The sequence below is a fragment of the Sphingopyxis sp. LARHCG72 genome (assembly GCF_052871675.1).
In genome coordinates this window covers 459444-472291 of the sequence record NZ_JBIXJU010000001.1, presented here as the reverse complement: position 1 = coordinate 472291, position 12848 = coordinate 459444, and the positions used below count along the sequence as shown (strand labels likewise).

The 12848-nt window shown below is 67.6% G+C and carries 12 protein-coding genes; 6 read left to right on the top strand and 6 right to left on the bottom strand.

Going from position 1 to position 12848, the window contains the following annotated elements; all coding sequences use genetic code 11:
• Positions 1-4: 4 nt before the first annotated feature.
• Positions 5-553: a hypothetical protein gene (locus tag ACIPPQ_RS02345; RefSeq protein ID WP_446542598.1), complete on the bottom strand. Its 549-nt coding sequence runs from the start codon at positions 551-553 to the stop codon at positions 5-7.
• A gap of 153 nt (positions 554-706) precedes the next feature.
• A complete protein-coding gene (locus tag ACIPPQ_RS02340) occupies positions 707-1597 on the bottom strand; it encodes a metal-dependent hydrolase (protein WP_446542597.1) in 891 nt (296 codons plus the stop codon).
• 56 nt (positions 1598-1653) lie between these two features.
• Here ACIPPQ_RS02340 and ACIPPQ_RS02335 point away from each other — a divergent pair, with 56 nt between their 5' ends.
• The 6 genes from ACIPPQ_RS02335 to sppA all read left to right on the top strand — a co-directional run bounded on the left by ACIPPQ_RS02335 (position 1654) and on the right by sppA (position 8430).
• The gene (locus ACIPPQ_RS02335) at positions 1654-2262 is read left to right on the top strand and encodes a TetR/AcrR family transcriptional regulator (RefSeq protein WP_446542596.1); all 609 of its coding nucleotides are present in this window, start codon (positions 1654-1656) and stop codon (positions 2260-2262) included.
• Positions 2263-2422: 160 nt separating this feature from the next.
• Entirely contained in the window at positions 2423-3463 is a 1041-nt protein-coding gene (obgE, locus tag ACIPPQ_RS02330) for a GTPase ObgE (protein WP_446542595.1), read from the top strand.
• Between the two features lie 51 nt (positions 3464-3514).
• Positions 3515-4306, top strand: a complete 792-nt coding sequence (locus tag ACIPPQ_RS02325) for a MipA/OmpV family protein (protein WP_446542594.1) — start codon at positions 3515-3517, stop codon at positions 4304-4306.
• 45 nt (positions 4307-4351) lie between these two features.
• Entirely contained in the window at positions 4352-5455 is a 1104-nt protein-coding gene (gene proB / locus ACIPPQ_RS02320; RefSeq protein WP_446542593.1) for a glutamate 5-kinase, read from the top strand.
• A 17-nt stretch (positions 5456-5472) separates the two neighbouring features.
• On the top strand, positions 5473-6369 hold the full coding sequence (locus ACIPPQ_RS02315; protein ID WP_446543097.1) for an NAD-dependent epimerase/dehydratase family protein: 897 nt from the start codon (positions 5473-5475) through the stop codon (positions 6367-6369).
• Positions 6370-6447: 78 nt separating this feature from the next.
• Positions 6448-8430 (top strand): signal peptide peptidase SppA, encoded by a 1983-nt coding sequence (gene sppA, locus ACIPPQ_RS02310; RefSeq protein WP_446542592.1) that lies wholly within the window; start codon positions 6448-6450, stop codon positions 8428-8430.
• A gap of 126 nt (positions 8431-8556) precedes the next feature.
• Here the strand turns inward: sppA and ACIPPQ_RS02305 are convergent, their stop codons facing one another.
• From ACIPPQ_RS02305 to ACIPPQ_RS02290, 4 genes are read right to left on the bottom strand one after another with little or no spacing between them, the layout of a single operon-like run.
• Positions 8557-9462 (bottom strand): alpha/beta fold hydrolase, encoded by a 906-nt coding sequence (locus tag ACIPPQ_RS02305; RefSeq protein ID WP_446542591.1) that lies wholly within the window; start codon positions 9460-9462, stop codon positions 8557-8559.
• 26 nt (positions 9463-9488) lie between these two features.
• Positions 9489-10817, bottom strand: coding sequence for an oxygenase MpaB family protein (locus tag ACIPPQ_RS02300; protein ID WP_446542590.1), 1329 nt, complete (start codon positions 10815-10817; stop codon positions 9489-9491).
• Positions 10818-10865: 48 nt separating this feature from the next.
• Positions 10866-11492 carry a trimeric intracellular cation channel family protein gene (locus ACIPPQ_RS02295; protein WP_446542589.1) on the bottom strand — a complete coding sequence of 209 codons (627 nt, stop codon included), beginning with the start codon at positions 11490-11492 and terminating at the stop codon, positions 10866-10868.
• 10 nt (positions 11493-11502) lie between these two features.
• Entirely contained in the window at positions 11503-12840 is a 1338-nt protein-coding gene (locus ACIPPQ_RS02290) for an amidohydrolase (protein ID WP_446542588.1), read from the bottom strand.
• Positions 12841-12848 lie beyond the last annotated feature (8 nt).

Sequence of the window (12848 nt, the reverse complement as noted above, 5' to 3'; positions counted from 1 at the left end):
CGGGTCAATCGGGGTCGAGATAATGATCGAACAGGTCGTGCAGCACTGCCTTGCCGTCGACCTGCTGCTTCGCGCGCAGCACTGCGAGCGTGTCGACCCGCGTCAGCACGTCGACGTGCCGAAGCACGCGATGATAATGCGGCCGGTCGTTGAAATCGTGGAACAGGAAGATGCAGTCGGGCTTGCAATGGATGATCGCCTGCAACAGGCAGGCGACGCGAAAACGCCCGTCGACGAGCACCGCGTCGGGACTGCCCCCCATGCTCTGCCATATCCGCGTGTGATAGCGCGGCCAGTCGCGGAGCCGGCTTTCGTCCGCGGGATAGCCCCATTCGCCCACCGGACCGATGTCGATGTGGACCGGAGTAAAATCGACCGCTTCGCGCGCGATTTCGGCGTGGACCTTCGCCAGCCACAGCGGGTCGCTGTCGACGCTGACGATCCGCCGCACCTGCCGCGCCGCGACGAGCGTGCTGCCGCCGCAACCGAATTCGAGCAACGACGAAAGCCCTGCCAGTTGCAGTTCGAACTGCGTGACTTCGGCCGCGGTCATATGTGGCTGCATGGTCCCCTCCACCGGTGAAGGGATATGGGACCGCATCGGCCGCGTCCAGCGGGCATCGACACCCCTCCTCTCCGCGGATGAGGAGGCCCAGAGACCGGGAGAGAGAACCGCTCTGGACCCCCGCATCCGCGGAGAAAGGGATCAGGCGGCGGCTGCCGCCAGTTCGGGCCGCGACGAATGCGCGGGCATGATCGCGTCGGCATAATCGCTTTCATATTTGCCGATCAGCGCGCGATCATCATGGTTCCACGGATGGAAGCCCGGCATGAAATAGCTGAGCCAGGGGAAGAAGCTCTTGCGCAGCACGCCGGGCGGGCCGAGCAGATACCACCAGATACGCGCCGTGACGCGCCAGCCGGTCAGGCCGTCCTGTTTGAGCAGCGCCTTCATCCCCTTCACGCGCTTCGGCCAGAAGCGCGTCGTGACGAGCAGCATCATCAGCGACTTGGCGCGCCAGCGCTTGAAGCGGCTCCAGTCCTTCGTCGCGTGGAGCCAGGTGTCATAGGCGACGCCCTTATGCTCGATCTCTTCGATCGCGTGCCATTTCCACAAGGCGGCCCATTCGGGTTCGGCGCCCGCGTACATCTTGTCCTCGCGCAGCATCACCGCCGCCATCATCGCGGTATAATGTTCGAGCGCGATCGTCGCCATCAGGTTGACGATCTGCGGCCGCGTCTTGATGAGGTCGAGGACCTGGTTCACATCGTCCTCAAGCTCGCTGAGGTCGTAACCCGCCTCCGCCGCCTTCTTGTTGAAGACGACATGCTCGCGGCTGTGGATCACTTCCTGCTGGGTAAAGGCGCGGATTTCGCGTGCCAGCTTGTCCGGCACGCCGTCGCGGTGCGCCTTGACCGCCTCGATGAACATCGCCTCGCCGCGCGGGAACGTCACCGACAGCGCGGTGTGGAACGCCGACGCGATCGGGTCGCCGTTCAGCCACCAGCGGCCCTGTTTGTCGTCGCGGCCAAAGCGCATGTCGCGCGGCGTGATCGACAGGTCTGCAGGCGTCGGCGACTGGGAAAGGCTGGACATATGGCTCATACCGTCGAAAAGAGGAGATGGGCCAGCAATAGGGTTTACTTACATATATGTCAATAGTGAAGAAGCGCCTGAGTCCCGAGGAAAGCCGTTCGGCCGCGCTCGAGGCCGCGCGGCAGATTCTGGTGGAAACGGGACCCGCGGCGGTGACGCTGAAGGCGGTCGCGGCGCGGATCGACCGCACGCACGCGAACCTGCTCCACCATTTCGGCAGCGCCGCGGGGCTGCAAAAGGCGCTCGCCGCCTATCAGGCCGAAACCGTGTGCGCGACGATCGGCCGGAAGATGGCCGAATCGCCGCCGGGCGAACGCAATGTGCGCGAGATCGTCGACCTCGCCTTCGATGCCTTCAACGAAGGCGGCGCGGGCGCGCTCGCGACATGGATGGCGGCGACGGGCAACGACGACGCGCTCGACCCGATCGTCGAGGCGATCCACCGGCTGATCGACGGCATGGCTCCCGACGCGCACGAAAAGCGCCTGATGCACGAAGATACGCTCGCATTGGTGCTGATGGCATTGGGCGATGCGCAACTCGGCGGACCGATGGCAGAGGCGCTCGACCTGCCGCGCGACACCTCGCGCGTCCTCGCGACCGAACTGATCACCGGGCGGATCGCGAAGTTCTGGGCCGAGCAGGGCAGCAAGCCGCAGGGCTAGGGGCTGGTAATTTTGTGGCCCCTACGCTAGGGGCCACGCCAATCCCCTCATTCCGTTCGCATCGAGCGAAGTCGAGATGCCCGTCGGCGTTGCGCCATTTTGATGGGTGTCTCGACTTCGCTCGACACGAACGGTAGCTTTTCCGCCCAAAGGCCCCGCCATGCATTTCCTCGACCAAGCCAAGATCTTCATCAAGTCCGGCGACGGCGGCCCCGGCGCCGTGTCGTTCCGGCGCGAGAAATATGTCGAATATGGCGGCCCCGACGGCGGCAATGGCGGCAAGGGCGGCGACATCGTGTTCGAAGCGGTTGCCGGCCTCAACACGCTGATCGACTTTCGCTACACCCAGCATTTCAAGGCGAAGCGCGGTACCCCCGGCGCGGGCCGCGACCGCACCGGCGCGGGCGGCCCCGACCTCATCATCCAGGTGCCGATCGGTACGCAGATTCTCGACGATGACGAGGATCGCAGCCTGCTCGCCGACCTGACCAAAGAGGGCGAGCGCCTCCATTTCCTGCGCGGCGGCGACGGCGGCCGCGGCAATGCGAGCTACAAGACCTCGACCAACCGCGCCCCGCGCCAGCACGGCCCGGGCTGGCCGGGCGAGGAAGCATGGGTGTGGCTTCGCCTCAAGCTGCTCGCCGACGCGGGCCTCGTCGGCCTTCCCAACGCCGGCAAGTCGACCTTCATCAACGGCGTCACCAACGCGCAGGCCAAGGTCGGCGCCTATGCCTTCACGACGCTGCGTCCGCAACTCGGCGTGGTGAGCCACAAGGGGCATGAATTCGTGATCGCCGACATACCCGGCCTGATCGAGGGCGCCGCCGAAGGCGCCGGGGTCGGCGACCGCTTCCTCGGCCATATCGAACGCTGCCGCGTTTTGCTCCACCTCGTCGACGCGAACGATACCGATGTCGCGACGAGCTACCGCATCGTCCGCGACGAACTCGAAGCCTATGGCGCCGACCTGATCGACAAGCCCGTGATCGTCGCTCTGAACAAGACCGATACGCTCGACGACGAGCTGATTGCCGCGCTCTCGGCCGAACTGGCAGAAGAAAGCGGCCATCCGGTGATGGCGCTGTCGGGCGCGAGCGGCGCGGGCGTGCCCGCGGTGCTCGATAAATTGCTCGAGGCGATCGGCCACCCCGAACCGGGCGCGGATGACGGCGAAGAAGCGACCGGCTGGTCACCGGTTTAGGAACAAAAACCCGCCGCAGGGGATTTCATGCGGAACAACAAGGAGTTCCGCATGGCCGTCCGTCGCACCTTACTGACTATTGCCGTCCTCGCCGCGCCGCTCGTCTCGATCACGGCGAAAGCGCAGGAAAGCGAGGGAGGCGAAAAGCGCACGCGCCTGATCCTCGGGCCGCAGCTTTCGCCGTCGTGGCCGGGCGCCGACAAGTTCAGCGTCGGCCCCTATGTCGACCTTTCGCGCACGCGCGACAGCGAGTTTGCGTTCGAGGCACCCGACGAAAGCTTCGGGTCGCCGCTGCTCCGTTCGGGCAATTTCGCCTTCGGGCCCGCCTTTGGTTTCGTCGGCAAGCGCAAGGCGTCCGATATCGGTGCCGACCTGCCCAAGGTCGGCCTGTCGGTCGAGGCGGGCGCCTTTGCACAGGTCCACCTGACCCCGGCGCTGCGTCTCCGCCTCGACGGCCGCAAGGGCCTAAGCGGTCACAAGGGCTGGACCGGCGAAATCAGCGCCGACTATGTGGCGCGCGAAGGCGACGACTGGCTTTTCTCGATCGGCCCGCGCGTGACGCTCGGCGACGCCAAATATACCCGCGCCTATTTCGGCGTGACCCCCGCCGCGGCGGTGACATCGGGGCTCCCCGCCTATGATCCGGGCGGCGGCATCCAGTCGGTCGGGGTCACCGCGGGCTATCACCGGATGCTCGGCAAGCGCTGGGGCATCGCCGTCTACGGCCGTTACGACCGGCTTGTCGGCGACGCGGCGGACTCGCCGGTGACGCGCCAACTGGGATCGCGCAGCCAGCCTTCGGGCGGCATCGCGCTCAGCTATACTTTCGGCGGATCACGCTGACGTAATAGCATTGGCGTGGCGGCGCCCGCACGCTATCGGCGGCGGATGTTGTTCGCACCTACCTCCTGCCCCCGCCTCATCGTCAAGATCGGCTCGGCGCTGCTCGTCGATCCGTCGGGCGCGGTGCGGCGCGACTGGCTGGTCGGGATCGCCGCCGACATTGCCGAGCGCACGCGCGCGGGCCAGCAGGTCGCGGTCGTCTCGTCGGGTGCGATCGCGCTCGGTGCGCGGCGGCTGGGCCTTGCCAAGGGCGGACGCGGGACGCTCGAAGATGCACAGGCGGCGGCTGCAACTGGCCAGATCGCGCTGTCACAGGTCTGGGCCGACGTGCTCGGCGCCGAGGGGCTGACCGCGGCGCAGATGCTCGTCACACTCGACGACCTCGAGCATCGCCGCCGCTATCTCAACGCCGCCGCGACGCTCGACCGGTTGCTGTCGCTGGGTGTCGTGCCGATCATCAACGAAAATGACAGCGTCGCGACCGAGGAAATCCGCTTCGGCGACAACGACCGCCTCGCCGCGCGCGTCGCGCAAGCTGCAGCGGCGGGCGGTGTGATCCTGCTGTCCGACATCGACGGCCTCTACGACCGCAACCCCGCGCAGGACGGCGCCGTCCATATCGCGCGCATCGAGCGCATCGATGCGGGCATCGAGGCGATGGCAGACACCGGGTCGGCGTCGGGCATGGGATCGGGCGGCATGGTGTCGAAGATCGCGGCGGCGCGCATCGCCAACGCAGCGGGCGCGCATCTCGCGATCGCGTCGGGGCGCATCGACCGGCCGCTATCGACCGAAGCGCGGCACAGCCTGTTCGTCGCCGACAAGGGCGCGAGCGCGCGCAAGGCCTGGCTCGCAGGCGGGCTCACCGCCAAGGGCCGGATCGAGATCGATGCGGGCGCCGCGAAGGCGCTGCACGGCGGCGCGAGCCTGCTCGCCGCGGGCGTAACCGCGGTCAGCGGCAGTTTCGCACGCGGCGACATCCTCGACATCGCCGGCCCCGACGGACGCGTCATCGCGCGCGGCCTCTCCGAATACCCCGGCGCCGACGCCGCCAACATCGTCGGCCTCGGCCGCGACGCGCAGGAGGCGGCGCTTGGTTACGCGCCCAGAAGCGCGATGGTGCATCGCGACCATATGGTGCTGCTGTGAGCGAGCCTGTGCTCGCGATGACCGGCGCGACCGGCTTCGTGGGCGGCGCGACGATGCGCGATGCGGTCGCGGCGGGCTGGCACGTCCGCGCGCTTACCCGCCGTCCGCAGCCCGAACGCGAAGGCGTAACGTGGATTGCGGGCGCGCTCGACGACACGGCCAGCCTCGCCGAAATGGCGAAGGGCGCCGAAGTAGTCATGCACATCGCGGGCGTCGTCAACGTCCCGACCCGCGCGGCGTTCGAGGCGGGCAATGCGACCGCGACCGCCAACGTCGTCGATGCCGCGCGCGGTGCAGGCATCACGCGCTTCGTCCATGTGTCCTCGCTCGCCGCGCGCGAACCCGGCATCTCCAACTATGGCTGGTCGAAGGAGCGCGCCGAAGCGGTGGTCATGGCAAGCGGACTCGACTGGACGATCGTGCGGCCGCCCGCGGTGTTCGGTCCCGGCGATACCGAGATGCTCGACCTGTTCCGCATGGCGCGGCGCGGCATCGCGCTGGTACCGAGCGGGCGCATGTCGGCGATTTATGTCGACGAACTCGCGCGGCTGCTCGTCACGCTCGCCGCCGACCGCGGCGCGAGCATCGGGCAGATTTACGAGCCCGACGACGGCAAGCCCACGGGCTGGTCGCACCGCGGCTTCGCGCGCGCGGTCGCGCGCGCGGTGGGGCGGCAGCGCTTATCGACGGTCGCAACCCCGGCGTTGCTGCTCAAGGCAGGCGGGCAGCTCGACAAGCTCGTCCGCCGCAGCCGCGCGAAGCTCACCCCCGACCGCGCGCGCTATATCGCGCATCCCGACTGGGTCGCGAGCGAAGGGAAATGCCCGCCCGCCGCGCTCTGGCGCCCCGAGCGCGACACCGACGACGCGCTCGCCGAGACCGTGCGCTGGTATCGCCGCGAAGGCTGGCTCTGACGTCGCCGGTACCGCGTCATCGCCCGCCCGTCGAAGCGTGCATTGCCAAGGGCGAGCCGCGTCCCTAGGTTCGCGGGTATGACCGAAACGACCGCGAACACGCCCAACGATCCCGCCGGCCCCTGGGCCATCCCGGTGCGCCGCCCGCTGCCGGGCGACGACAAGCCGAAATCGACGACCAGCTTTCCGCGCAAAGTCTGGCACCTGCTCGTCGGGATCAAGGATGCGCTCGCGCTGGTCTTCCTGCTGCTCTTCTTCGTCGCGCTGTTCGGCCTGCTCGCGGGACGCCCCAACGCGGGCCTGCCCGTCAGCCAGGGCGCACTGCTGATCGAACTCGACGGCATCGTCAGCGAACAGCCGTCGGAGGTCGATCCGTTCGCGGCCTTGTCGGGCGGCGCGCAGCTCAAGGAAGTCCGCGTCCGCGACGTCGTCCACGCACTCGAGGTTGCCGCCGATGACAAGCGCATCACCTCGGTCGTGCTCGACCTCGACCGCTTCCTCGGCGGCGGACAGGTCTCGCTCGCCGAAATCGGCGCCGCGGTCGACAAGGTGCGCGCGAAGAAAAAGCCCGTGCTCGCCTTCGCCACCGCCTATACCACCGACAGCTATCAGGTCGCGTCGCACGCCAGCGAAATCTGGGCTGACGGCATTGGCGGCGTCGCGATCGCCGGCCCCGGCGGATCGCGCCTCTATTACAAGGGGTTGATGGACCGGCTCGGCGTCACAGCGCATATCTATCGCGTCGGCACCTTCAAGAGCGCGGTCGAGCCCTTCCTGCGCACCGACCAGTCGCCCGAAGCGAAGGAAGCCGACCTCGCCTACGCCAGCGTGCTATGGGAAAACTGGCTGACCGACGTCAAGAAAGCGCGCCCCGGGGCAAAGCTCGACGCCTTCATCGCCGACACCGCGGGAGCGGTGCGCGCGGCGGGCAATGACCTGTCGAAGGCGTCGGTCGATGCCGGCCTCGTCGACAAGGTTGGCAGCCGCATGGCGTTCAACCGCCGCGTCGCCGAGATCAGCGGCACCGCCGACGACAGCAAGCCATGGGAATTTAACGCGATCCCGCTCGAAAACTGGGTCGCCGCCAATCCGCCCTCGACGAAGGGGAGCACGATTGCGGTCGTCCCCGTCATCGGCGAAATCGTCGACGGCGAAGCGCCGAGTGGGGTCGCCGGCGGCGAAACCATCGCGCAGCATATCCTCGACGCCGCGACCGACAGCAGCGTCAAGGCGATCGTCCTTCGCGTCGATTCGCCCGGCGGGTCGGTGCTCGCGTCCGAAGAAATCCGCCAGGCGCTGCTCGCCGCGAAAGCGAAGAAGCTGCCGATCGTCGTGTCGATGGCGAATGTCGCGGCCTCGGGCGGTTATTGGGTTTCGACCCCCGCCGACCGCATCTTTGCCGAGCCGGAGACGATCACCGGATCGATCGGCGTGTTCGGTATCCTGCCCAGCTTCGACCAGGCACTGGCCAAGATCGGCGTGAATGCCGACGGCATCGCGACGACGCCGCTGTCGGGGCAGCCCGATGTGTTCGGCGGGGTGAACGACGAGTTCAACGCACTGGCGCAGGCCAGCGTCGAGGACATTTATGGCCGCTTCACCGGCCTTGTCGCCAAGAGCCGCAAGCAGCCGATCGAGAAGGTCCGGACGATCGCCGAAGGGCGCGTGTGGGCCGGTGGCACCGCGCGCCAGATCGGCCTCGTCGATCAGTTCGGCGGCCTGCCCGACGCGCTGAAGGCGGCCGCCGGGCTCGCCAAGGTCAAGGGCGATTTCCACGCCAAATATTTCGAGGACGAACCGAGCGAATTTTCGAAGATGCTCGCCAGCTGGTCGGGCGCCGAGGAAGAAACCGCAGCGCTCCCGCGCGGCTGGTTCGGGATCGCGGCGATGAACCGTCAGCTCACCGAACGCCGGCTGGTACAGGATCTGACGATGCTGACGCAGGCGGGGTCGGTGCAGGCGTCATGTCTCGATTGCCGCGCCTACCTTCCCGTCGTTCCGCGGCCGGGCAAGGCCGAAGCGAAGGGGTTCTTCGCGACGATGGCGCTGTTGCTGAAATAACTTTTGCCCTTCCCGCCTGCAGGAGGGACAGCGAGATTTGCGCGCTTGGCGCGCTGGTCGCAACGGGGTGGGCAACTGCAAGGTTGCTGCCCACCCCGAACCTCTCCCGCAAGCGGGAGGGGAGGATTACGCCGCGACGGCGGTCGTTTCGGTGATGTGCCCCGCAATTGCCTCCGCCATCGTATCGACGAGCGCGAGCGGCAGATCGTGGCCCATGCCGGGGATCGTCAGCAGCCGCGCTCCCGCGACATTCTCCGCCGTGTCGCGACCGCCCGGCAGCGGCACGAGCGGATCGTCCTCGCCGTGGATCACGAGCGTCGGCGCTTTGACCGATTTGAGCAGCACCCGCCGGTCGCCGTCGGCAATGATCGCCGCCATCTGCCGCGCGACACCCTGCGGATACCAGCCGCGCTCGAAATCGGCGCGCACGCGGCGCTGGAGCCGGTCTTCAGCTGATGGGTAGCCGGGGCTGCCGATCACGCGCGCCGCGTTGACCGAATAGGCAATCAGCGCTTCCTTGTCGCCGCTCATCGGGCGGTTCGCGAGCACCTGCATCGCTTCCTTCTTCGCGCGCGGCAAGCGGCGGTTGCCGCTGGTCGACATCACCGAGGTCAGCGACAGCACGCGATCGGGATAGCGCGCCGCGATATGCTGCGAAATCATGCCGCCCATCGACACGCCGACGACATGCGCGCGCGCGATGCCCAGATGGTCGAGCAGCGCGATGCCGTCGGCCGCCATGTCGGCGAGCGTATAGGCCGGCCGCACGGGTAGCCCGAGCATCGATTTGACGACCATCCATTTGACGTTGGGCACCCCCGCCGCATCGAAGCGCGTCGACAGGCCGACATCGCGGTTGTCGTAGCGGATCGTGCGAAAACCGCGTTCGTTCAGCGCATCGACGAACTCGTCGGGCCAGAGCGTCAACTGACCGCCAAGCCCCATGACCAGCAGGATCACGGGCGCATCACGCGGTCCCTTGTCCTCATAGGTGATGCTGATGCCGTTCACGGCCGCCTGCTGTGTCTGCATGGATATCCCTTGGCTGGAAAAACGGATCAGCCCGCCGTGGCGGGTTTGTAATTTGCCGCGTTCGAAGAGAATTCGGCGCGGCCATAGCCGTCAAGCTGACGCTCGATCCGGCGCACGAGGCGGCGGTCGGCGAGATGGCGAACGACGGGCAGGCGCGAGGCGATGCGGTACGCGGCCATCCGCCCCGCGATGCCGAGCATCGTCGCGCCATAAATCAGGTGGTCGCGGCGCTTCACCGGCACCCCGACGCTCGCCGCCCTTTCTTCGTCCCCGGCGAGGAACGCCTTCACGAAAAAGACGCGGCTCACCGAATGTTCGAGGCGGCGCTTGACCTGTCCCTTGGGCGACATGTCCTTCGACAATTCGGCGTCCATCGTCGCGCGCAGCAGCCCGCCGCAAACCTGGTCGTCATATTCGTAGCGGAGCGTCGCGCTCCGCGTGCGCCAGATACGGACAATCTCCTGCGGCGTGTCGGCGAGCAGATCCTCGGGCAAGCCGAGCAGGTAGCAGCGATAGCGCGCCAGCTCGACGCGTCCGCGTTCGAGCCGCGTGAAACTCGTGCGGCCCTTTGCCAGCACCTCCTGCGACAGGAAATAGACCGGGATCAGCCCCGCGGGCATCTGGTCGAGCTGCGGGATCGGCATGCCATAGGTTTCGGTGTCCCACATGCCGGGACGCGACAGCACATTGACGCGCACCATCGAGTGCATCAGCCGCACCATCGCCGCCGCCTTGAACCCCGGGCCATAACGGTCGAGCGCGCCCGGCAACGCCGTGGTGGCAAAGAAGGTCGCGGTTTCCTTGACCCGCCGCGCCGCGGTCGCGTGACCGAGCGTGCCGGTCAGCGCCATCGGCAGCGCCGAATATTTGTTGAGGAAGGTCGCGATGAACGCGCCGCGGATCAGGAAGGGCGACAGGTTCGCGGTGGCGTTGCGTTCATAGGCCGCGCCCTCCTCGACCAGTTCCATATCCAGCCAGTCGGGCTTCTGTTCCATCTCGTGGATCAGTGCGGCGAGTTCGGGCGGTGCATCCTCGACCGCCTCGATGCCCTTGTCGCATGCCTCGACCAGCATCGCGACGGTCCGCTGGAAACCGAGCCCCGGCATCAGCGCGGCATAGGCGTCGCCCGTGCGGTCGCCGAGCATCGTATACTCGCGGATGCGCGCAAGCAGGTCGGGATCGTCCAGATAGGCCGATCGATCGATGCTGCGGACGCGACTGAGCTCGCTCACCGCTCCGGCCTCGGGCGCCCAGCGCTCGGGCGCCTTGTCGAAATCGAAACGGCCGAACAGCTCGGGCAAGGCGTCCGCCTGACCCCGCACCCGGCGTGCGATGGTGCTGACATCAGTGTTCATAATGCGAACCTGCCACAGATTCGCGATTTGGCAAGCCTGTCGCTTGTCCTAGCCCTCGTGCCCGCGATAGGCGGGCAGCGCGAGCGACCAGCGGATCGCCGCGCCGCGCAGGATGAAACCCGCGACCGCGCCCGTGACCGCCGCGACGGGCGTTCCGGTACCGAGCCATTGCAGCAGCAGGAACAGCCCCGACGCGAGCGCGGCCGCCGTGACATAGACTTCGGGGCGCATGATGATCGACGGCACCCCGGCGAGGATGTCGCGGATCGTGCCGCCGACACAGCCGGTGATGACGCCCATCATCAACGCGGGCACGGGCGGAACGCCCCACGCCAGCGCCTTCGCGGTGCCGAACACCGCATAGGCGGCAAGCCCGACCGCATCGGCCCACTCGAGCAATTGCCCCTGCCACCAGCGTTCGGGGGTGAGCCAGACGACCAGCGCGATCGCGATGCACACCGCCGCGATCGCCCCATCCTGCACCCAGAACACGGGCGCGCCGATCAGCAGGTCGCGCACGCTGCCGCCGCCGACGCCGGTGACGAGCGCAAAGAAGCAGGCGGTCACCAAAGTCTGCCGCAGCCGCACCGCCATCAGCGCCCCCGACAGCGCGAAGACGCCGATGCCCGCAAGGTCGAGCAGGCGGACGATCAGCGCATTGTCGAAGTCGAGCAACGCGCCCCCCCTATTTCGCCGCCGGGCGCACGCCCCCGACGATCGACAGGACGATCGCGGTCACGGCGTTGCGGATCGCGGGTTCGGCCTTCGGCGCGAAGAAGGGGGAATGATTGGTCGGCGCGGGCTCCCCCTTTGCCTTGAGGTCCGCGAGGACCGCCGGATCATAGCCGCCGATACCGAAGAAGAGCGAGGGAACGCCCGCGTCGACGAACTCGGAATAATCCTCGCTTCCCGACATCGGCGCCGCACTCGCCGGCGCGAAGACAAGGCCCTTGCCGAACACTGGCGTCAGCGCCGTGACCGCGGCATTGGCCATCACCTCATCGTTGGTGAGGACGCCGGTGCCGCTGAGATAGCGGATCGTCGGCTCGGGCGCCTTGCCCATAGCCGCCGCCGATTTCGCGACGCGCGCGGTGCCGTCCTGGAGCAGCTTGCGCACCTCGGGCGACTGCGAACGCAGATTGACCTTCACCTCGGCGCTGTCGGGGATGATGTTGGGCGCGCTGCCCGCATTGATCGCGCCGATCGTCAGCACGCCGAAGGCAGCGGGGTCCTTTTCGCGGCTGATCACCACCTGCGTGTCGGTGACGAAGCGCGCGGCGATCGGAATCGGGTCGATCGTCGCCGCGGGCATCGAGCCGTGCCCGCCGCGGCCGTGGAAGGTGATCGAATAGCTGTCCGATGCCGACGACCCGGCGCCCGCCTTGATCGCGACCACACCGGCCGGAAGGTTCGAGACATGCGCGGCGAAGCCGAAATCGGGCTTCGGGAAGCGCGTGAAGAGCCCGTCGTCGAGCATCGCGCGCGCACCCACGAGCGGCTCCTCGGCGGGCTGGCCGATCAGCACCACGGTGCCCGACCAGCTATCGCGCATCGCGGAAAGCGCCTGCGCGACGCCGACCAGATAGGCGACATGCGTGTCGTGACCGCACGCGTGCATCACGGGCACATCCTTGCCCTCATAAGTCGCGCGCGCCTTGCTCGACCAGGCGAGCCCGGTCTTTTCCTCCATCGGCAGCCCGTCCATGTCGGCGCGCACGAGGATGGTCGGACCTTCGCCATTTTTGAGCACGCCCACGACGCCGGTGCCACCGACCTTCTCGGTCACGGTGAAGCCCGCCTTGCGCAGATGCTGCGCGAGGATGCCAGCAGTCCGCACCTCCTGCATCCCGAGTTCGGGGTTTTGATGGAGGTCCTTGTAGAGCGCGTCGAGCGCCGGGTAATTTTTGTCGAGCAGCGCGGTCAGCCGCGCGTTCGCGGCATTGACGTCGGGCGCCGCTTGCGCGCCGGTCGCCATAAGGGAGAGAGCCAGCGAAGCCCCTGCCCGGAGCCAATGCTTCGCCATATTTCTCT